The following is a 19,293-nucleotide window of genomic DNA, read 5'->3' on the forward strand; positions in this document are numbered from 1 at the left end:
CCCCCAGGCCATGCGATCAACAGGGGGGAGCAGTCATGCCGGGCCCAGAGGCCGGGCGCCCCATTGCGGGGCCACGAAGAAGGTAATGGGGGGGGGCGCGTCCCCGCCCGGCTGCGAGACGGAGCCCCGCGACGGGCCGGTGTCGTCGCGGCCGGTGCCCGACTCGTCGTACGAGCGGCCGGCCGTCCTCACGGCCGAAGAGTCCGTCGGCGGGGGCCGGCGGGAGGACGAGCGCGGCCGGTGCGAGACGGCGGGTCCCACCACGGCGTGGATTCGCCGGTGCGCCGGACCTTGGCCCCAGCGGTCCCGAGGGCTGCTCGCCGCGAGAGCCGGGCCGGAACCGAAGCCGGCTCCTGCCCGGGCGGGTCGCTCCACACCTGCGGCGCGTGCGCCGGAACGGATCGGCTCACCCAGTTCGTCGACGACGACCCGGCCGTGGACCGCAAGCCGTGACGTCCACTCCGGACCGGGCCGCCCAAGCGGCCGCGGGCCGTACACCGCCGACGGCCCGTGAACACGTGCCGCACCGGTCCGGCCTGCCCGTCGCGTCCCCCGTCGCGGAAGGGGCGGTGCCTTCGGCAGCCGAGGCCGAGGGCACCGCCGTCTCGTGCCGGGGCGGAAGTCCGGCGCCCCTCAGTCGGCCGCCGAGGCCGCGCCCAGCAGGGTTCGGACACGGGCCGTGGCGCGGCGGAACTCCGGGCGGCTCATGGTGTCGGTGTAGTCCCGTTCCGGCGGCAGGCCGACGTCGATGACCTCGGTGATCGTGCCGGGCCGTGCGCTCATCACCGCCACGCGGTCCGCCAGGTAGGCCGCTTCGGAGATCGAGTGGGTGACCAGCAGGACGGTGGTGCCGGTCTCCCGCCAGATGCGGTTCAGTTCGACGTTCATCTGCTCGCGGGTGAGCGCGTCGAGAGCGCCGAAGGGCTCGTCCATGAGCAGCACCGGTGGCTCGTGCAGCAGCGCTCGGCACAGCGCCACGCGCTGCTGCATGCCGCCGGACAGTTCGTGCGGGTAGGCGTCCTCGAAGCCGGTCAGGCCGGTCATCTCGATGAGTTCGGCGGCACGGGCGCGGGCCCGGTCGGCTGACATCTTCCGCATCTCGGCCTGGAGAAGGATGTTCCGCCGGACCGAGCGCCATTCGAGCAGCGCGGCACGCTGGAAGACGTACCCGATGTCGGGGCGGGGAGCGGTGACGTCCTCGCCGTGCAGCCGGACGGCGCCCGAGGACGGCCGCAGCAGGCCCGCGACGAGCTTGAGCAGGGTCGACTTGCCGCACCCGGACGGTCCGACGATGGCGACGAACTCACCGGGCGCGACGTCGAGCGAGACTTCCCGCAAGGCGGTGACGTCCCTCTTCTTCGTACGGAACCGCACCTGCACCGCGTCGAGTTCGACGGCCGTGGACGACTCGGCGGCGGACGGCTGCCGGCCGGCGTCCGCCCGCGGCGTGCGGATGGTCTTCTCTGCCACAGTCATCCCTTCGGGGCCGAGCTGGTGTCCCAGTACTCCGAGACCGGCTTGGCGTTGCGGACCATGCCGACCTGGGCGAAGAGGTCGACGGTCTTCTGCCAGTCCGCCTCGGTGTTGACGCCCGGGGCCTTGCCCTGGGTGGCGTCGGTGTGCAGCAGGGTCAGCGTGGTGGCGAACTGGTCGGACAGGACCTTCTCGGGCGGCAGTTGGCCGGAAGCACCCGCCATCGAGGCGACGGCGGGACCCGGACTCTTCTCCGCCGCGGCCCACGCCTCGCTGGTGGCCTGGGCCATGCGCTTGGCCAGGTCGGGGTCGCTCTTGAGGGTGCGCTGCCCGGCGATCAGGCCGTTGGAGTAGAAGTTGAGCCCATGCTCGGAGAAGCGCAGGTAGGAGACCTTCTTGCCGGCCTTGTTCTGCATGGTGGGGCCCTGGTCGCTGGCGTATCCGAGCAGCGCGTCGGTCTGGCCGGAGATCACCGCGGCGATCTTGCCGGCCGGGTCGGTGTTCTGGATCTTCACGTCGGACTCGGCGATCCCGTTCTTCTCGAGGAAGACCGGGAAGGTCCTGGACAGGGCGTCACCGGCGGTTCCCGCGATCGTCCTGCCCTTGATGTCCGAGGGTTTGTCGATGCCCTTGTCGGCGAAGAACTGCACGGACGCCGGGGTGGTTTGGAGGAACACGCCCAGGCTCTTGACCTTGACTCCCTGGTCCACGCCCGCGAGGACGGCCGGGGTGTCCGCCCAGCCGAAGTCGGTCTGCCCCGCGGCAGTGGCCTGCACGGTCTTCTGCGAGCCCTGTCCGGCCCGGATCTGGAGGTCGATGCCGTGCTTCTCGTAGATCTTCTGCTGCTTGCCGTAGTAGAACGGCGCGTGCTCGCCGTAGGGGTACCAGTTCAGCGTGAGCGTGACCTTGTCGAGTTCCTTGCCCGACGCGCTCGTGGTCTTGTCCGAGCCCTCGCCGCCGCAGGCGGTGGCGAACAGCAGCAGCGGGACGAGGACGGTGGGCAGTCTGCGCAGGTGCATGGTTCGGCCCTTCTCGGAGCGGGAGCGGGAAGTTGCCTCAGTACGCGGTGCTGACGGCGTCGCCCCGGCGGCTGGCGTGCCAGGGGAGCAGGAGCTTCTCGGCGATTTCCACGATCACGAAGAGGACGACACCGATCAGCGACATCACCAGGAGCCCGGCGAAGAGCATCGGGGTGTCGAGATTGCCGTTGGCCTGGAGGATCACATAGCCGAGACCTTCGTTGGCACCGACGAACTCGCCGACGACCGCACCGGTGACCGCCAGCGTGACGGCCACCTTCAGACCGGAGAACAGGTGCGGGAACGACGCCGGGAAGCGGATCTTGACGAAGGTCTGCAGCGCGCTCGCGCCCATGGTCTGGGAGAGCTGGATCATCTCGGGGTCCACCGACTTCAGGCCGGTCACCATGGAGATGACCACCGGGAAGAAGGCGATGAGCACGGCGATGAGGATCTTCGGCGCGATACCGAAGCCCAGCCACACCACGAACAGCGGCGCGATGGCGATCTTCGGGATCACCTGGGCGAACAGCAGGATGGGATACAGCGTCCTCTCGACGGTCGACGAGTAGACCATCACCACGGCCGCGAGGACGCCGACGCCGACCGCGATCACAAAGCCCAGCAGTGTCTCGTACGTGGTCACCCAGCTGTGGTGCCAGAGGTAGCCGCTCTTGGTGGCCATCAGGTCCAGGGTGGCGCCCGGCGACGGCACCAGGTAGGACTCGACCAGGTTGGCGGCCGAGACGGCCCACCAGGCGACGAGGCAGACGAGGAGCAGGGCGAACGGCCGCCATGACCGCTCCAGCGCCTCGCCGAGCCGTTCGGCCGCGCCGCGCTGCGCGCGCTCCTTGACTCCCGCCGGGGGAGCGGGAGTTCGGCGGATGGCGCTCTGGCTCATGAGTGAACTCCTCTGACGTCGGGTTGTGCCGGGAAGGAGTCGTAGGGGGTTGGTGAAACGCCTGGTAGTATCGGAAAACGCTTCCAGAAAGCGCTTTCTGCTATGCTCTGCCACGTTAGGGACAGCGCGTACGAATGGTCAATAGGGCGTCAAGAGGTTTCCGGACCTCGCCGCGCCCGTGGCCCTGTGCGATCTGGGGGTGCCGTGAACCGACCCGTAAGCCGAGGCAACGCGCCTGTACCCGAACGGCCCGAACGGGCACGGGCGCACGTGACTTTGGACTCCGTCGCCCGTACCGCCGGGGTCTCCGCGGCCACCGCCTCGCGGGCACTCAACGGCACCGCACGGGTCCGCGAGGACCTGCGCACGCGCGTGCTGCTCGCCGCCGAGCACCTCGGCTACATCCCCAACGCCCATGCGCAGGCGCTCGCGAGCGCCCAGAGTTCGGTCGTCGGCGTCATCTGCCACGACGTCGGCGACCCGTACTTCTCCGCCATCGCCAGCGGCGTGATGCGCGCCGCCGCCGCCCGGCACCTCATGGTGATGCTGGCCAGCACCTTCCGCGAACCCGCCCGTGAGGTCGCCTACGTCTCGACGCTGCGCGCGCACCGCGCCCGCGCCGTCCTGCTCATCGGCTCCGGCTTCGAGGACGCGGACTGGGAGCGGTCGATGGCCGCGGAACTGGGGCCGTACGTGGCCGGCGGCGGCCGGGTCGCCGTCGTCAGCCGCCACCGCAGCCTGCGGGTGGACACCGTGCTGCCGGAGAACCGGGCCGGCGCGGCGGAACTGGCCAGGGCCCTGATCGGCCTGGGGCACCGGGAGTTCGCGGTGCTGACCGGGCCGCCGTCACTGACGACGGTCGCCGACCGGCTGCGCGGCTTCCGCGACGCGCTGGCCGAGCACTCGATCCGGCTGGCCGCCGACCAGGTGGTCGAGGGCGCGTTCACCCGTGAGGGCGGGTACGCCGCGACCGCCGAACTGCTCGCCCGGGGTCTCAGGGCGAGTTGCGTCTTCGCCGTCACGGACGTGATGGCCGTGGGAGCGCTGGCGGCGCTGCGCGAAAGCGGGCTCCGGGTACCGGAGGACCTGTCACTTGCGGGCTTCGACGACGTGCCGATCGTCCGGGACCTCACCCCGCCGCTGACCACGGTCGCGCTGCCGCTCGCACGGATGGGGGAGACCGTCCTGGACCTGGCGCTGCGCGAGCCGCGGGGGCGGCGCTCGCGCGTGGAGCGCATCGCGGGCGAGGTCCTGCTGCGGGGCAGCACAGCCCCCTGGCGGGGTCGCACGGCGCCGCCAGGACGGGGGTGACGTCGCGCGCCCGGCCGCCGACCGGCTCCTGGGCCGTGCACGGACTCCCGAGCCGCCCACCGACTGCCCGGTCGCACGCCGGCCCCGGCTCGTGATGGCAAAGCACTTCAGTCACTTCAGACGGAAGGACATCCCATGACACCGCTTCGGCTCCCGCTCGGCGACCTGACCATCGACCGCGTCACCACGTACGCCGTCGCCCTGCCCACCCGGCGCTCCTTCGGAGTCTCCGGCGGCGCGGTGGCCGTGGCCGGCCGGCCCAGCATCCGCGTCCTGGTACGGGTCGACGCCGACGGCGTGCACGGCTGGGGTGAGGCGACGCCGATCCCCGCGTGGACCTACGAGACCGCGGAGTCGATCGTCACGACCGTCGACCGCTATCTCGCGCCGGCGGTCCTCGGGCGCCCGGCCTGGGACCTCGGCGGCGTGGACGCCGCGTTCGACCGGGCCGTCAACCGCGGCTTCACCATCGGCGCCCCCCTGGCCAAGGGAGCGGTCGACGTCGCGCTGCACGACCTGCTCGGCCGGGCGGCCGGCGTGCCGCTGGGGATGTTGTGGGGGCAGCGGCGCCGGGAGACGATCGAGTTGGGCTGGGTCGTCTCCGGCCAGTCGCCGGCGGAGGTCGGCGACAGCGTGGCGGAGGGCGTGGACGAGGGCTACCGGGCGTTCAAGGTGAAGGTGGGACTGCACGACGAGGAGACGGACGCGGCCGTGGTGGCGGCCGTGCGCGAACACGCCCCGGCCGGAGCCCCGTTGTGGGTGGACGCCAACCAGGCGTACACCGTGCCGGCCGCGCTGCGCATGTCCGCCCGTCTGGCCGGCCTCGGGGTGACCGCCTTCGAACAGCCGCTGCCCGCCAACGACATCGCCGGACTACGCAGGCTCCGGGACTCCTCACCGATCCCGGTCGCGCTCGACGAGAGCCTGCGCCATCCCACCGACCTGGCGACGTTCGTCCGCCTCGAAGCCGTCGACATCGCCATCGCCAAGGTGCAGCGCAGCGGCGGGCTCACGCTCTCGCGGCGGCTGTGCGCGCTGGCCGAGGACTGCGGCGTTCAGCTCATGGGGTCGGGGCTCACCGACTCGGACGTGGGCCTCGCCGCCTCGCTGCACCTCTTCGCGGCCTACGGGCTCGACACACCCGTGGATCTGAACGGCCGCCAGTTCGTCGAATCGCCCTACGCGGGGCCGACGGTGACGATCGAGAACGGGACGGCGCGGGTGCCCGAGGGACCGGGGCTCGGCGTCGAGGTCGACGACACCGTGGTGCGGAAGCTGGCTGTGGACGTCCTCGAACAGAGGTCGTGAGCAGGGTCGGGGCGCGGGACCCTCCGTGCCGTCATCAGGGGCGCGGCCGGTGGTGCCGGTCCTGCCCGCGCCACGTCCAGTACCCCCGCCCGCCCCGATCGACGACCAGGAGCAGGAGTTGGACCTCGAGGAGGACCTGACCCGCGAACAGGTCCTCGACTGGCGGGTGCGGGCCATGAAGGACCCGCAGCGGGTGTTCGGCCACAACGACCGGTACGGCGAGAGCTCAGCCAGGCGGCTGTTCACCAGGCGGCCGGTGAACCAGGTGCAGCGCCTGGCCGGCTTCGTGCGCCTGGACCTCGGCCACATCCCGCGGGTGCGGGCATGAGCGGCGGCGGGATGTGCGGCGTCGCTCTGGGCCGGGCCGCGCTGCCGACCATCCGGATCTGTGAGCAGTGGGACGTGCGACCGCGATGCCGACGGGGTTCGGGCAGCGGGGCGAGTTGATGCCGGAGAGCCGCGGGCTGGTCACCCTTCAGGCCGGTGACCGGGCTGGACGAGACCGCACTCGTAGGCGAAGACGACGGTCTGGACCCGGTCGCGCAGGCCGAGCTTGGCGAGGATGCGGGTCACGTGGGTCTTGACCGTCGGCTCGCTCAGGAAGAGTGCCGTGCCGATCTCCGCGTTGGAGCGGCCGCGGGCGATGAGACCGAGTACCTCGAGCTCGCGCGGGGTCAGCTTCTCCAGCCCGGTGGGCCGGTCCGAACCGGGGCGCGGACGGCGTACGTACTCCTCGATCATCCGCCGGGTGATCTCCGGCGCCAGTAGGGCCTCGCCCGCGGCGACCGTGCGGACGGCCCCGGCGAGTTCGCGCGGCGGTGCGCTCTTGAGCAGAAAACCGCTCGCCCCGGCGCGCAGCGCCTGGTAGACGTACTCGTCCTCGTCGAACGTGGTGAGGATGAGTACCCGCGCCTGGCAGCGCCCGCCCCGCAGCAGGCGGCGGGTCGCCTCGATCCCGTCCATGCGCGGCATCCGGATGTCCATGAGTATGACGTCGGGCAGCAGTGTCAGCGCTCTGTCGACCGCCTCCGCGCCGTCGGCCGCCTCGCCGACGACCTCGATGTCCTCCTGACCGCCCAGAATGGAGCGGAAGCCGCCGCGGACCAGGGCCTGGTCGTCCACGAGCAGGACCCGGATCATCGGGGGGCCGCCTGCAGCGGCAGGCTCGCGGTCACGGCGAAGCCGCCGTCGCCGGAGTGCCCGGTCACCAGGGTGCCGCCGTAGAGTCCGACTCGCTCGCGCATCCCCAGCAGCCCGTGGCCGATCCTCTTCGAAGCCGACCCCGCGGACGCGCCCGTGCGTCCGGTGTCCCGCACGCTGACCTGTACGGACTGCTCGTCATAGTGCAGTACCACATGCGCCGTTGTGGGCGCGGCGTGCTTGAGCGCGTTGGTGAGTGCCTCCTGCACGACCCGGTAGACGGTCAGGTCCATGCCGGGCGGCAGTGGGCGGGCCGGACCCTCCATGGTGAGTTCGACCGGCAGACCGACTCCGGCCATGTGCTCGATGAGCTCGGCCAGGTTCGCGGTGCCCGGCTGCGGCTTGAGCGCGAGCCGCGTCGCTTCCCCGCGCAGCAGGCCGAGCATCCGGCCCAGTTCGCCGACCGCCTGCCGGCCGGTCTCCTGAACCGAGCGCAGCGGCGCGTGCGCCTTGGAGGGATCGCGGTCGAGCAGGTCTTCGGCGGCGCCCGCCTGGACGACCATGACGCTGACGCAGTGGGCGACGATGTCGTGCAGTTCGCGGGCTATGCGGGCGCGCTCCTCGGCGAGCGCGACCTGGATCGCCTCTTGGCTCTCGGCCTCCAGCCGCTGGACCCGGGCCTGGTCGTCCGAGTGGCTACGGGCCCGGGCGCGCAGCACCCGGCCGGCGACGAAGACGATGGCGATCGGCACCGCGGCGAACGGGATGTTGCTGACGGTGCCGGCGTCCGGGTTGCGCAGCATCACGAGGACGACGGTGGTGACGGTCGCCGCGACGCCGAGGCACGCGGGCACGCGTTCACCGTGCCGGGCCACCGAGTAGGTGGCGAGCAGCAGTGGCAGGAAGTCGCCCCACAGAGTGAACGTCAGCGGGGTGGCCAGCATCGGTCCGGCGATCGCGACCGCGACGACCACGGCCGTGGCGAGCGGGGCCAGCCTGCGCAGCGCCAGCACCAGCGTCGCCACGAGGGTGGACACGACCAGGGGCGGCATGGGGCCGTACCGGGTCGAGTTGTCGAGATCGAAGACGATGTCGAGCAGGGCGAAGCCGGTGATCGCGAGCGTGAGCAGAACGTCGGGCAGCAACTCCGCCGGCCTGCGCCTCAGACGCGCCGGCGCCTCCGACTCCTCTTGCGCCGGTGACTGGGCGCGCGCCGTCTTCAGCATCACATCCGCAAGCTACCGGCGGGTTGAGCCGGGCGGCGTCATCCGAACGTCGTATTCGTCTCGTGAGGATCGCGACCCGCGAACGACCGGGTGCCGACCGGGGTACGACGACGCCCCGGGCCCGCCGGACCGACGCTGAACGGCGCGCCGCCGAGTGGCGGCATAACGCAGGAGGAGACCATGACCGTGAACCTCAAGCGCCTGGCCGGATGGGCGCTCATCGTCGGCACGATCGTCGCGGCGTTCGGCTATCTCGCCGCAAACCTCCTCGCGCCGGGCAGCGGCGACGAGGTCTTCCGCTACCACCTCTGGCCGCTGTTCGAGGGGATCGCGGTCGGTGGGGACGTCATCATCGCGCTGGGGCTGCCCGTGATCCTGACCTTCGCGGGACGGGCCCCGAAGCTGCACGTCGTCGGCTACGCCGGCATCTTCGGCGCGCTGGTGATGCTGAACATCGGCGAGGGAGTCATCGAGGGGTTCGTCAAGCCGTATCTGGTCGACCACGGCGGCATCCCCACCGAGCAGCCCTCCGGCTTCGCCGTCTTCGAGGGCGTCGCGCTGCTGTGCCTGCTCGTCGGCGCGATCTGCCTCGGCATTGCCGTGCTGCGTGCCCGGACGCTGCCGTGGTGGATCGGCGTCGCGCTTTTCGTCTCGTGCCTGTTCGGCGCGCTCGGGCTGCCGGGACGGTGGTTCATCCTTCCCGACGACGTGTTCTTTGCCGCGCTGTTCGCCATCGGCGTCCACGCCGTTCGCGGGCATAGCGAGGTTGCCACGGCGAGTGTGGTCGAGTCGGCCGCGGTCTGACCTGGATCCACAGACGGTGGAGGCTGATCGCCACCTGGTCCGGTGGGCTTCCCGAGCCCGCGGGGTTCAGAACCGCACGAACAGCCGGAAGTCGCACGCGTACCGGGACGCGCGGTGCAAGCGAGCCCTGTGCTCGACCGCCCGTCCCGTGTTGTCGTATGCCGTGCGCTGCATGGTGAGCAGGGCGGCCTCCTCCTCATCGAGGCGGGTGGCCTCCGCGGCCTACCCCGGCTGCCCGTACGAACCTGCCCCAAAGGGCTCCATCGTCAACGAGGTGAAGCGCCCCCGGCCGCGGCGTCGCCGGGCCGCCGGCCATCGCTGAGGAGCTGCGGCACTGCGACGTGCAGAGCGGGGTGCGACGCACCATGCCGGCGTGCACCTCTTCCGCGGCGCTTGAGCACCGCACCGAGCCAAGAGCGGCGGCTTTCGCAGGAACCCGCTGCGTCGCAGGCGGCGGCAGGTCATACCGGCTGGACGCCGCCCTGCAATTGCTGGACGGCGTGTGCCAGGGGTGTGAGCACGGGCTCGGTGGCCGCTTGGCCGAGGGCCTCGCGCAGGCCCGCGTCGTGGGCGGGGCGGGCCTCCTTCAGCAGGCACAGGCCGTCGTCGGTGGCCTCGGTGCCGATGCCGCGGTGGTCGGTGGGGCACAGGTGGCGCGAGGGAGTCCCGTGGTCCTCCTGCCGGCTCGCCAGTCGCGTGGTGGCGCTCTGGCTCCAGTCAGGCGCTCACTCTACCTGCGTTTGCCATTAGTCGGCGCATGCAATTATTGTTTGCGCACGTAAGGCGCTCGCGCAATCCGGCTTTGTACGTCAAAGGACCCTCGTCATGCCGCTCGCACTGCTGGCCCTGGCCATAGGGGCCTTCGGAATCGGCACCACGGAATTCGTGATCATGGGGCTGCTGCCCCAGGTCGGCGCGGACCTCGGGGTGTCCGTACCGACGGCCGGCTTCCTGGTCACCGGCTATGCCCTCGGCGTCATGATCGGCGCACCGATCATGACCGTCCTCGGCACCAGGATTTCCCGCAAGAACATGCTCATGCTGCTCATGGGCCTGTTCATCCTCGGCAACTTCATCTCCGCTGTCGCCCCGGTCTTCGCCGTCATGCTGATCGGCCGCGTGGTGGCCTCGCTGGCCCATGGCGCCTTCTTCGGCATCGGCTCCGTCGTCGCCGCCGAACTGGTGGCCCCCGAGAAGAAGGCCGGCGCTATTTCCATGATGTTCACCGGCCTGACCGTGGCCAACGTCGTCGGCGTGCCCCTGGGCACGTACGTGGGTCAGAACGCCGGCTGGCGCGTGACCTTCCTGCTCGTCGCCGCCCTCGGCGTATTCGGCCTGGCCGGCGTGGCCAAGCTCGTACCCGACCTGCCCAAGCCGGAGGGAACGCGGCTGCGGCACGAGGTCGCCGCCTTCAGGAACACCCAGGTCATCTTGGCCATGGCCATGACGGTCCTCGGCTTCGGAGGCGTGTTCGCCGCGATCACCTACATCGCGCCGATGATGACCGAGGTCAGCGGCTTCGCCGGATCCTCCGTCACCTGGCTGATGGTGGTCTTCGGGCTGGGCATGGTGGCAGGCAACCTGATCGGCGGCCGTTTCGCGGACCGCAAGCTCATGCCCCTGCTCTACACCGCACTGGGCGGCCTGGCACTGGTCCTGCTGCTGTTCACCTTCCTGGCCTCCGGCAAGACGGCGTCCGTCGTGGCCGTCTTCCTCATCGGCGCCCTCGGCTTCGCCACCGTCCCGCCGCTCCAGAAGCGCGTCCTCGACCACGCCCACGGCGCGCCGACGCTGGCCTCGGCGGCCAACATCGGCGCCTTCAACCTGGGCAACGCCCTGTCCGCCTGGCTCGGCGGCCTGGTGATCTCCGCCGGCCTCGGTTACACCGCGCCCAACGCCGTCGGAGCCGTACTGGCCGCCGCCGCTCTGATCCTGGCCGTCATCTCGCACCGGCTCGAACTACGGCCCACCCGCATCACCGCGGCTTCCGCCCCGGCGCACCCCGACCCCGCCGCGGCCACGGACCCCACGGCCGCCCACGCCGCCGCATCCGACCACGCCTCCGCTCCCGCAGCCGCGGGCGCCGCCCGCTCCTGATCCCCCGCGCCCAGCAGTACCGAGGAAAGGAACCCCCTCCATGATTTCCGTGCCGAACGTGACGCTCAACAACGGTGTGACCATGCCCCAGTTGGGCTTCGGCGTCTTCCAGGTCCCCGACGAGGAGACCACCGCCGCGGTCACCAGCGCCTTGGAGGCCGGCTACCGCAGCGTCGACACCGCCGCGGTCTACGGCAACGAGCGCGGCGTCGGCAAGGCCATCGCCGCCTCCGGCCTGCCCCGCGAGGAGCTCTTCGTCACGACCAAGCTGTGGAACGAGGACCAGGGCCACGACCGGACCCTGGCCGCGTTCGACGCCTCCCTGGACGAGCTGGGCCTCGACCACGTCGACCTCTACCTCATCCACTGGCCCACCCCGGCCCGCGACCTGTACGTGGAGACCTACAAGGTGCTGGAGAAGATCCTCGCCGACGGGCGTGCCCGCGCCATCGGCGTCTCGAACTTCCAGATCCCCCACCTGCGGCGACTCATGGAGCACACCGGCATCACCCCGGCGGTCAACCAGGTGGAGCTGCACCCCGGCCTCCAGCAGACCGCGCTGCGCGCCTTCCACGCCGAGCACGGGATCGCCACCGAGGCCTGGAGCCCCCTGGCCCAGGGCGCGGTCCTCGGGGACGAGGCGATCGTGCGAGTCGGCGAGGCGTATGGCGTAACCCCGGCGCAGGTCGTGCTGCGCTGGCACCTCCAGACCGGCAACATCGTGATCCCCAAGTCCGTCACCCCTGACCGCATCCGGCAGAACCTCGACGTCTTCGGCTTCGAGCTCACCGACGCCGACATGGCCGCCCTCACGGACCTCGACCGCGGTCTGCGCACCGGCCCGGACCCCGACACCCTCAACTGACCCCGTACGTCCCCGGGTACCCGTCCGCCGCGGACGGGTACCCGGGGACCGACACCGCCGCAGCAGCTTCACAGCCTCAACGACGGGAACGCGCGTCATGCAGATCGATCTCTCCGGCCGCACTGCCCTGGTCACCGGCTCCACCCAGGGCATCGGCCACGCCATCGCCACCGGCCTCGCCCGCGCGGGCGCCCGCGTCGTCGTCAACGGCCGCGGCGAGGAGCGCGTCGCGGCGGCCGTCCGCTCCGTACGCGCCGACTCCGGCAGCGACGACGTCACCGGCGCCGCGGGCGACCTGGCGACGGAGCAGGGCGCCGCCGCCGTAGTGGAGGCCGTGCCCACGGTCGACATCCTCGTCAACAACCTCGGCATCTTCGGCTCCGCCGCTCCGCTTGAGATCGACGACGCCGAGTGGCGCCGCTTCTTCGAGGTCAACGTCCTCTCCGCCGTCCGGCTCATCCGCGCCTTTCTGCCCGGCATGAAGGAACGGGGCTGGGGGCGCGTCCTCAACCTCGCCAGCGACTCGGCCGTGGTCATCCCCGCCGAGATGATCCACTACGGCATGACGAAGACCTCGCTGCTCGCCGTCACCCGTGGGTTCGCCAAGGACGCCGCCGGTACCGGCGTCACCGTCAACTCCGTCGTCGCCGGACCGACCCACACCGGCGGCGTCGAGGGATTCGTCCGCGAGCTCGTCGGCGACGAGCTGCCCTGGGACGAGGCGCAGCACGAGTTCATGGTCAAGTACCGCCCCCAGTCCCTGCTCCAGCGGCTCATCGAGCCCGAGGAGATCGCCAACATGGTCGTCTACCTCGCCTCGCCGCACGCCTCCGCCACCACCGGCGGCGCCCTGCGCGTCGACGGCGGGTACGTCGACTCCATCCTGCCCTGAGCCCGGCGCCAGGGCGTGATCAAGCCTGCGGCCTGGGTGCCACGTCCAGGGCGAGGACGAGCTCGACGGGTTCCAGCAGAACCGGGAGCTCCACACAGGGCTCGTCCATGCGAACCCGAAAAATTTCCGGCAGACGATGTCGAGAACCCGTGACCGGCTCCGTCCCCGGGGTGAACGCGACGACAATGGGTCGCATCAGTACCGAGGAGAACCACCATGGCGAAGTACCTGCTGCTCAAGCACTACCGAGGCGCTCCGGCCGCGGTCAACGACGTGCCGATGGACCAGTGGACGCCGCAGGAGATCTCGGCCCACGTGCAGTACATGAACGACTTCGCGGCCCGGCTCGAGAAGACCGGCGAGTTCGTCGACGGTCAGGCGCTCGCCCCCGAGGGGGCGTGGGTCCGGTACGACGGCGAGGGGCGCCCGCCGGTCACCGACGGCCCGTTCGCCGAGACCAAGGACCTCATCGCCGGCTGGATGGTGATCGACGTCGACAGCTACGAGCGCGCCGTGGAGCTGGCCGGAGAACTGTCGGCCGCCCCGGGAGCGGGCGGGAAGCCGATCCACGAGTGGCTCGAGGTGCGCCCGTTCCTGGCCACGCCGCCCACCATCACGGAGTGACCTCACCCGTGAACGAGGCCCTGCTCCGGAGCCTCACGCCGAGCGTGCTCGGGATCCTCGTCCGCCGCGGAGCCGACTTCGCGGCGGCCGAGGACGCCGTGCAGGACGCGCTGGTCGAGGCCGTCCGCGTGTGGCCGGCCGGCCCTCCGAGGGACCCCAAGGGCTGGCTGGTCACCGTGGCCTGGCGCCGCTTCCTCGACGCGACCCGCGCGGACGCCGCCCGCCGCCGACGGGAGGACCTCGTCGACGAGGAGCCGGCACCCGGGCCCGCGCCCGCGGTGGACGACACGCTCCAGCTCTACTTCCTGTGCGCCCACCCGTCGCTGACGCCGTCGTCGGCGGTCGCGCTCACGCTGCGCGCCGTCGGCGGGCTGACCACCAGGCAGATCGCCCAGGCCTACCTGGTGCCCGAGGCGACCATGGCGCAGCGCATCAGCCGCGCCAAGCGCACCGTCTCCCGCGTACGGTTCGACCAGCCCGGCGACGTCGCCACCGTGCTGCGCGTCCTCTACCTGGTCTTCAACGAGGGCTACTCCGGCGACGTCGACCTCGCCGCCGAGGCCATCCGGCTCGCCCGGCAGCTCGCGGCCGCGATCGACCACCCCGAGGTGGCGGGGCTGCTCGCCCTCATGCTGCTCCACCACGCCCGGCGCGCCGGCCGTACCGCGTCCGACGGCAGCCTGGTACCGCTCGCCGAGCAGGACCGTGGCCGCTGGGACACCGAGTCCATCGCCGAGGGCATCGAGATCCTGCAGACGGCCCTCGCCCGCGACCGGCTGGGCGAGTTCCAGGCCCAGGCCGCCATCGCCGCACTCCACGCCGACGCGCCCACCGCCGAGGAGACCGACTGGGTCCAGATCGTCGAGTGGTACGACGAGCTCACGCGCCTGACCGACAGCCCGGTCGTCCGGCTCAACCGCGCCGTCGCCGTCGGCGAGGCGGACGGACCGCGCGCCGGCCTCGCGGCACTCGCGGCGCTGGACGACTCACTGCCCCGCCACGCGGCGGCCGCGGCGTACCTGCACGAACGCGACGGCGACCTGACAACGGCGGCCCGGCTGTACGCCGAGGCGGCCCACAAGGCCCCCAACCTCGCCGAACGCGACCACCTGACACGCCAGGCCGCCCGGCTCAACGCGTGCCGATGAGCAGGCGCTGCACTCAGTGCCGGTGGTCGACCAGTCGGTCAGCCCGTCCGCGGCGGGCATGGGGGGATGTGTCACCATCGCAGGGTGAGCACCACGCCGGCCTCGGGCTCCGACGCCCAGCTTTCGCAGTTGCGGCGGCTCCGTCTGGCCAAGGACGCCATGGACCGTGATTGGGCCGAACCCATCGACCTGGACGCGCTCGCCGCGCACGCCGGGTACTCGCGCTACCACTTCGTCCGCGTCTTCCGGGATGTGTACGGGCAGACACCGGGGCAGTATCTGAGCCGCCGCCGCATCGAGCGCGCGGAGGACCTGCTGCGTACCGCCGACCTGTCGGTCACCGAGATCTGCACGCTGGTGGGCTTCACCAGCCTGGGATCCTTCTCGTCGAGCTTCAAGAAGCACACCGGCCTCACCCCGAGTGAGTACCGTGCCCGGCATGTCGGGCAGGGCGCGGCACTGATTCCCGGGTGTTACGCGCTGCTCTGGCACGGAAGTTTCAAGGGACTGCTGGAGCGCGGCACGGAAGAGCGCAACTTTGGAGAAGCCCCGTGAGGCTGCGGTAACTACGTTGGTTGCGACGCGTGGGTGAGTGGCGCCCCGCCGAGCACAGGGAGTCAACCATGATCAAGGGCTTGTCGATCGCCAACGTCTGGGTCCTCGACCACGACCGGGCCAGGGCGTTCTACACCGAGAAGCTGGGGCTCGAGGTCCGTGTCGACATGACCATGGGCGAGGCCGGGATGCGCTGGCTCACCGTCGGCGCCAAAGACCAGCCGGATCTCGAACTCACGCTGATGGTCCCGGGCCCGCCCGCACTCGACCCCGAGTCCGCCGAGGAACTGAAGAAGCTGATCGCCAAGGGCGTACTGGGCGCGGGCGTATTCGCCACCGACGACATCCATGCCGACTACCGGGCGATGAAGGCGCGTGGCGTGGAGTTCCTGCAGGAGCCGCAGGAACGGCCGTACGGCACCGAGGCCATCTTCCGTGACGATTCCGGCAACTGGTTCTCCTTCACCCAGCGCCGCGAGCAGCTCGATCTCGACAAGGATTGGAGCTGCTGACACATGTGCTGGAGGCACCCGGCGGTTTGGCGCGGCAGCATCGGCCGGCCGCCAGGTCCTTGACCCGACACCTCGAGCGGGCGCTGCGGCGGCCTCTGGTCTCATATCCTCCCCGTGACCACTCGGATGCGGTGGTCCAGCGCCCGTCCGAAGAGGGCTGTGAAGTTCGGGTCAAGGGGTGGCCAGTTGTCGAACTGGAAGCCCAGGTGGGCAAAGGCGAAGTAGTCGCTGGTCCACTCCCAGTCGGGAAGCGGCGCGCGATGGGTGCAAGCCGGGCAGTCGAGGTCGGCGGCGCCCGCGGCGTACCAGGTGTCGATGACCGCGCCGGACCAAGCTGAGGTGGCGCTCTGGCAGTGAGGGCAGATCGCGGAAGGGGAGTCGCCCTGACCGGCGACGAAGACCGTACGACCCGTAATGACCCGCAGCTCGTCGCCCGGCTCCTCCTCCAACTCCTTGATCCTGGCACGCCAGTCCCAAGAAACTGGATCGGCGGCCTCCCTCCAACGCGGTCCGGCCAGATGGACCACACCGCCCCGCCACGGCACCGGGCGGATGAACCCTTCCGCCTCCAGCCAGCTCCTGCCGCGTCGGCCCCACGCGACGGACTCCTCCGCTGAGGCGTCCAGGTCCACGATGGTCTGTCGGTAGGTGCCCACAACCTTCCTTCCGGCACGATGCGTCGACATCACTGCTGCCAAACGCTAGTGATCCCACGGTCACCTCTGACGTGATCGGCGCCGGCATCCTGCGGTTTCGCGTTCGGCGCGGCAAAGGAATTAAAGTCCCTCTCGTCAGCCCCACTGAACTTCCGGGCTGCGAATGTCCACTACGCCCGTATTGCCTCTATGTTGCTTTCGTCTACGTCACATGTCCCGGTCCGGTCGCGACGCTCGCCAAGGGCGGATGAGGTCATCCGCGTGAACCGCGATGAGGTGTGGACTTCTGGCGTTGCAGCAGGTCCTGAGCCAGGCCTGCGCGCAATGCGCCGCACGCACACGCGAAGAAGGCAGGGTCGCGCAGCCCCCTCATGTCCACTTCGCCGCACCAACCAACGGAGCATGTGATGACGCCCGCGAGAACCATGCAGGACCCAGCCTCCCGAACCGCCGGCAGCTTCTTCGCCCGCCCGGCGAAAGCGGCGTTGGCGGACGCGCTGCGCAACGCCTCGTACGAGATCCTGCCGTTCAAAGGCGTGGAGGAGAAGGTACTGGCCCATGTCCCGAAGGACGTGGCACTCACGGTGACGACGACCGAGGCCAAGGGCCTGGGTCCCACGATCGAGCTGGCCGTTCGGCTCGGCGAGCACGGCTACAGCGCCGCCCCGCACATAGCGGCGCGCCTGGTGCGTGACGAGGCACACCTCACCGACATCGTGTCGCGACTGCGGGGCTCCGGTGTCGATCGGCTCTTCGTCATCGCCGGCGACGCCCCCGAACCGGCCGGCGCCTTCCCGGACGCACTGAGTCTGCTTGAGGGCCTTCAGTCCGTGGGGCACACTTTCGCGTCCATCGGGATCGGCGGCTACCCCGAGGGGCACGGCATCATCAGCGACGAGCTGATCGAGAAGGCGCTCCAGGCCAAGGCGCCTTACGCGAGCCATGTCATCACCCAGTTGTGCTTCGATGCCGACACCACGATCCGTTGGGCACGCACGGCGCAGGCATCCGGGGTCGAGCTGCCCGTCCGGGTCGGCATTCCCGGCGCGATCAGCCGCCAGAAGCTGATCCGAGTCTCGGCCGGGCTCGGCCTGGGCCAGTCGGCCCGCTTCCTGAAGAAGCAGCAGAACATGCTCTGGCGCTTCTTCCTGCCCGGGGGCTACAGCCCGAACAAGCTGATCGAGCGGCTGACGCCCGCCTTCGGCATGTCCGGCAACCGCCTTCAGGGCTTCCACGTGTTCACGTTCAACGACCTCGACAGCACCGAGGCCTGGCGGCAGGACTGGCTGGCCCGTCTGTCCTGACTCGTGTCGCACATCCCACCGGATTCGGCGCACAGGGCCCTCATGCGGGTCGAGTCCGCCCACGCCGACGGCACGGTCCTCGACGCGGACGCCCTGCGGCAGAGGATCGGGCTTGTCGCCCACGAATCCGACATGACCTGGCAGCTCCTCGGCCGGATCGCGGACATGCCCGCTTCCAGCACGGCGGCCGGACTGGCCCTGCTCGGCAACCGAATGCGGCAGAAAACCTGACAGAGAGCGGCGGTCGACGTCGTGGTGACCCCGGGGCAGGCGCGGTGTCGACCCGATCCGCGTTACTCGCGGCTAGGGTCGAAATGTCGAGGGACGTTCACCTGCCTGCCCGCTTGATCGCGTATTGATAACGGGTCTAGTCCATCGCGCGGGGCTGGTGTCCCGTGTCCCGCGCGACAGCCGAAAGGAAAGACCGTGGAACGCAGATCCCTGCTGGGCGCGACCGCAGGAGCCCTGGTGCTCGGAGGTCTCGCCCAGGTGCCTGCCGAGGCCGCGCCGGCCGCCGGCGGTAACGGTGGCGGTGGCGGGCTTGTCACCACGTTCAACGTCATCAGCGACATTCAGGGCGACCTCGGCGACTTCGCCGAAGCGCTCAAGGACATCAAGTCCACCAACCCGCACTCCTCGGGCATGGCCGTCGCCGGGGACATCACCCCGCGCGGCTACGACTTCGAATACGCCGAGGTGCAGAAGATCCTGGACCAGGGCCCGAAGCCGCGTGAGGTCGCCTGGGCCATCGGCAACCACGAGTTCTACGTCCCCAAGTGGGCCGACCCGGACACCCTCGCCCAGAGCACCTGGCCCAACGGCACCACCGAGGAATCCCTCTTCCGCAGCTTCTACAACTTCGCCAAACGGTCCACGATCCATGCCGAGACGACGTTCGGCGGCATCCCGGTCCTGACCATCGGCACCGAGCGCTACATGAAGTACCACGACAACTCCCTGTGGGACGAGGTGTGGATCAGCGAGGCGCAGTTCCAGTGGCTCGAGGACCGCCTGCAGTACTGGTCGCGGCGCCGCAAGCCGGTCATGGTGATCACCCACCACCCGCTGCCCAACACCGTCTCCGGTACCCGCAGCAAGATCTACACGAGCGACTACCTCCAGCCCGACCGCCTCCTCGGTCTCCTCGGGCGTTACCGCGATGTGTTCCTCTTCAGCGGCCACACCCACTGGGACCTGACCCTGTCCGACTGGTACGTGCGCCGGGTGGTGCCGGGCACCGCCAACCTCGACGGCTTCTCGGTGATCAACACCGGTGCGGTGCAGACCGGTTTCGCCGACAACGGCCAGGGTGGCGAGGTCACGGTCCCCGGTCACTTCAACCAGGGACTCCAGGTGGACGTGTACCGCGACCGCGTCGTCATCAAGGCACGTGACTTCGCGACCGGCAGCTGGATGAAGCAGATCACCGTCCCGCTTGCCACACGGATCTGACCCCCG

General features: G+C 70.6%; 20 protein-coding genes and 1 pseudogene. 14 read left to right on the top strand and 7 right to left on the bottom strand.

The window, feature by feature from the left end:
- Positions 1–633: 633 nt before the first annotated feature.
- Genes ACWC91_RS37680 through ACWC91_RS37690 form a run of 3 tightly spaced genes read right to left on the bottom strand, consistent with a single transcriptional unit; the run spans position 634 to position 3,393 of the window.
- Entirely contained in the window at positions 634–1,455 is an 822-nt protein-coding gene (locus tag ACWC91_RS37680) for an ABC transporter ATP-binding protein (RefSeq protein WP_374114044.1), read from the bottom strand.
- Positions 1,456–1,472: 17 nt separating this feature from the next.
- Complete coding sequence (locus ACWC91_RS37685) at positions 1,473–2,492, bottom strand: ABC transporter substrate-binding protein (protein ID WP_281155455.1); 1,020 nt, start codon at positions 2,490–2,492, stop codon at positions 1,473–1,475.
- A gap of 37 nt (positions 2,493–2,529) precedes the next feature.
- The gene (locus tag ACWC91_RS37690; RefSeq protein WP_225078811.1) at positions 2,530–3,393 is read right to left on the bottom strand and encodes an ABC transporter permease; all 864 of its coding nucleotides are present in this window, start codon (positions 3,391–3,393) and stop codon (positions 2,530–2,532) included.
- A 270-nt stretch (positions 3,394–3,663) separates the two neighbouring features.
- Here ACWC91_RS37690 and ACWC91_RS37695 point away from each other — a divergent pair, with 270 nt between their 5' ends.
- From ACWC91_RS37695 to ACWC91_RS37705, 3 genes are all read left to right on the top strand, one after another.
- Complete coding sequence (locus ACWC91_RS37695; RefSeq protein WP_376502066.1) at positions 3,664–4,704, top strand: LacI family DNA-binding transcriptional regulator; 1,041 nt, start codon at positions 3,664–3,666, stop codon at positions 4,702–4,704.
- Positions 4,705–4,839: 135 nt separating this feature from the next.
- The gene (locus tag ACWC91_RS37700) at positions 4,840–6,012 is read left to right on the top strand and encodes a mandelate racemase/muconate lactonizing enzyme family protein (protein WP_281157647.1); all 1,173 of its coding nucleotides are present in this window, start codon (positions 4,840–4,842) and stop codon (positions 6,010–6,012) included.
- 25 nt (positions 6,013–6,037) lie between these two features.
- Positions 6,038–6,340 carry a hypothetical protein gene (locus ACWC91_RS37705; RefSeq protein WP_450641273.1) on the top strand — a complete coding sequence of 101 codons (303 nt, stop codon included), beginning with the start codon at positions 6,038–6,040 and terminating at the stop codon, positions 6,338–6,340.
- 140 nt (positions 6,341–6,480) lie between these two features.
- Here the strand turns inward: ACWC91_RS37705 and ACWC91_RS37710 are convergent, their stop codons facing one another.
- Together ACWC91_RS37710 and ACWC91_RS37715 are read right to left on the bottom strand one after the other, a co-directional pair.
- Entirely contained in the window at positions 6,481–7,152 is a 672-nt protein-coding gene (locus ACWC91_RS37710; protein WP_225078815.1) for a response regulator, read from the bottom strand.
- The gene (locus ACWC91_RS37715) at positions 7,149–8,378 is read right to left on the bottom strand and encodes a sensor histidine kinase (protein WP_450641281.1); all 1,230 of its coding nucleotides are present in this window, start codon (positions 8,376–8,378) and stop codon (positions 7,149–7,151) included. Before ACWC91_RS37715 ends, ACWC91_RS37710 begins: the two co-directional genes overlap by 4 nt.
- Before the next feature lie 180 nt (positions 8,379–8,558).
- Here ACWC91_RS37715 and ACWC91_RS37720 point away from each other — a divergent pair, with 180 nt between their 5' ends.
- Positions 8,559–9,182 (top strand): hypothetical protein, encoded by a 624-nt coding sequence (locus ACWC91_RS37720; protein WP_225078817.1) that lies wholly within the window; start codon positions 8,559–8,561, stop codon positions 9,180–9,182.
- A gap of 66 nt (positions 9,183–9,248) precedes the next feature.
- On the opposite strand, the pseudogene ACWC91_RS37725 reads toward ACWC91_RS37720, so the two are convergent.
- A pseudogene (locus tag ACWC91_RS37725) lies at positions 9,249–9,404 on the bottom strand (UTRA domain-containing protein); the annotation flags it as partial.
- A 603-nt stretch (positions 9,405–10,007) separates the two neighbouring features.
- Between ACWC91_RS37725 and ACWC91_RS37730 the strand changes: the two are divergent.
- The 7 genes from ACWC91_RS37730 to ACWC91_RS37760 all read left to right on the top strand — a co-directional run bounded on the left by ACWC91_RS37730 (position 10,008) and on the right by ACWC91_RS37760 (position 15,875).
- Positions 10,008–11,279, top strand: coding sequence for an MFS transporter (locus ACWC91_RS37730; protein WP_450641270.1), 1,272 nt, complete (start codon positions 10,008–10,010; stop codon positions 11,277–11,279).
- A gap of 40 nt (positions 11,280–11,319) precedes the next feature.
- Positions 11,320–12,144 carry an aldo/keto reductase gene (locus tag ACWC91_RS37735; protein WP_376502055.1) on the top strand — a complete coding sequence of 275 codons (825 nt, stop codon included), beginning with the start codon at positions 11,320–11,322 and terminating at the stop codon, positions 12,142–12,144.
- Between the two features lie 97 nt (positions 12,145–12,241).
- Positions 12,242–13,036 carry an SDR family NAD(P)-dependent oxidoreductase gene (locus ACWC91_RS37740; protein WP_225078820.1) on the top strand — a complete coding sequence of 265 codons (795 nt, stop codon included), beginning with the start codon at positions 12,242–12,244 and terminating at the stop codon, positions 13,034–13,036.
- A 216-nt stretch (positions 13,037–13,252) separates the two neighbouring features.
- A complete protein-coding gene (locus ACWC91_RS37745) occupies positions 13,253–13,660 on the top strand; it encodes a YciI family protein (RefSeq protein ID WP_225078821.1) in 408 nt (135 codons plus the stop codon).
- An 8-nt stretch (positions 13,661–13,668) separates the two neighbouring features.
- The gene (locus tag ACWC91_RS37750) at positions 13,669–14,808 is read left to right on the top strand and encodes an RNA polymerase sigma factor (RefSeq protein WP_450641280.1); all 1,140 of its coding nucleotides are present in this window, start codon (positions 13,669–13,671) and stop codon (positions 14,806–14,808) included.
- 159 nt (positions 14,809–14,967) lie between these two features.
- Positions 14,968–15,363 carry a helix-turn-helix transcriptional regulator gene (locus tag ACWC91_RS37755; protein WP_225078871.1) on the top strand — a complete coding sequence of 132 codons (396 nt, stop codon included), beginning with the start codon at positions 14,968–14,970 and terminating at the stop codon, positions 15,361–15,363.
- A gap of 68 nt (positions 15,364–15,431) precedes the next feature.
- A complete protein-coding gene (locus ACWC91_RS37760; RefSeq protein WP_225078822.1) occupies positions 15,432–15,875 on the top strand; it encodes a VOC family protein in 444 nt (147 codons plus the stop codon).
- 101 nt (positions 15,876–15,976) lie between these two features.
- Here ACWC91_RS37760 and ACWC91_RS37765 read toward each other — a convergent pair whose 3' ends face one another.
- A complete protein-coding gene (locus ACWC91_RS37765) occupies positions 15,977–16,531 on the bottom strand; it encodes a hypothetical protein (RefSeq protein WP_225078823.1) in 555 nt (184 codons plus the stop codon).
- A 407-nt stretch (positions 16,532–16,938) separates the two neighbouring features.
- Here ACWC91_RS37765 and ACWC91_RS37770 point away from each other — a divergent pair, with 407 nt between their 5' ends.
- From ACWC91_RS37770 to ACWC91_RS37780, 3 genes are all read left to right on the top strand, one after another.
- Positions 16,939–17,835, top strand: coding sequence for a methylenetetrahydrofolate reductase (locus ACWC91_RS37770; RefSeq protein WP_225078824.1), 897 nt, complete (start codon positions 16,939–16,941; stop codon positions 17,833–17,835).
- 42 nt (positions 17,836–17,877) lie between these two features.
- A complete protein-coding gene (locus ACWC91_RS37775) occupies positions 17,878–18,066 on the top strand; it encodes a hypothetical protein (RefSeq protein ID WP_281154356.1) in 189 nt (62 codons plus the stop codon).
- Positions 18,067–18,261: 195 nt separating this feature from the next.
- Entirely contained in the window at positions 18,262–19,287 is a 1,026-nt protein-coding gene (locus ACWC91_RS37780; protein ID WP_225078826.1) for a metallophosphoesterase family protein, read from the top strand.
- The last annotated feature ends 6 nt before the right edge of the window (positions 19,288–19,293 follow it).

It is taken from the genome of Streptomyces sp. NPDC001204 (assembly GCF_053598035.1).

Excerpts from the sequence above, each read along its gene's own strand:
- ACWC91_RS37730 (WP_450641270.1), top strand. The coding sequence starts at position 10,008 with ATGCCGCTCGCACTGCTGGCCCTGGCCATAGGGGCCTTCGGAATCGGC.
- ACWC91_RS37720 (WP_225078817.1), top strand. The coding sequence starts at position 8,559 with ATGACCGTGAACCTCAAGCGCCTGGCCGGATGGGCGCTCATCGTCGGC.
- ACWC91_RS37715 (WP_450641281.1), bottom strand. The coding sequence starts at position 8,378 with ATGCTGAAGACGGCGCGCGCCCAGTCACCGGCGCAAGAGGAGTCGGAG.
- ACWC91_RS37775 (WP_281154356.1), top strand. The coding sequence starts at position 17,878 with ATGCGGGTCGAGTCCGCCCACGCCGACGGCACGGTCCTCGACGCGGAC.
- ACWC91_RS37690 (WP_225078811.1), bottom strand. The coding sequence starts at position 3,393 with ATGAGCCAGAGCGCCATCCGCCGAACTCCCGCTCCCCCGGCGGGAGTC.
- ACWC91_RS37700 (WP_281157647.1), top strand. The coding sequence starts at position 4,840 with ATGACACCGCTTCGGCTCCCGCTCGGCGACCTGACCATCGACCGCGTC.
- ACWC91_RS37740 (WP_225078820.1), top strand. The coding sequence starts at position 12,242 with ATGCAGATCGATCTCTCCGGCCGCACTGCCCTGGTCACCGGCTCCACC.
- ACWC91_RS37770 (WP_225078824.1), top strand. The coding sequence starts at position 16,939 with ATGACGCCCGCGAGAACCATGCAGGACCCAGCCTCCCGAACCGCCGGC.
- ACWC91_RS37760 (WP_225078822.1), top strand. The coding sequence starts at position 15,432 with ATGATCAAGGGCTTGTCGATCGCCAACGTCTGGGTCCTCGACCACGAC.
- ACWC91_RS37735 (WP_376502055.1), top strand. The coding sequence starts at position 11,320 with ATGATTTCCGTGCCGAACGTGACGCTCAACAACGGTGTGACCATGCCC.
- ACWC91_RS37710 (WP_225078815.1), bottom strand. The coding sequence starts at position 7,152 with ATGATCCGGGTCCTGCTCGTGGACGACCAGGCCCTGGTCCGCGGCGGC.
- ACWC91_RS37685 (WP_281155455.1), bottom strand. The coding sequence starts at position 2,492 with ATGCACCTGCGCAGACTGCCCACCGTCCTCGTCCCGCTGCTGCTGTTC.
- ACWC91_RS37755 (WP_225078871.1), top strand. The coding sequence starts at position 14,968 with ATGGACCGTGATTGGGCCGAACCCATCGACCTGGACGCGCTCGCCGCG.
- ACWC91_RS37745 (WP_225078821.1), top strand. The coding sequence starts at position 13,253 with ATGGCGAAGTACCTGCTGCTCAAGCACTACCGAGGCGCTCCGGCCGCG.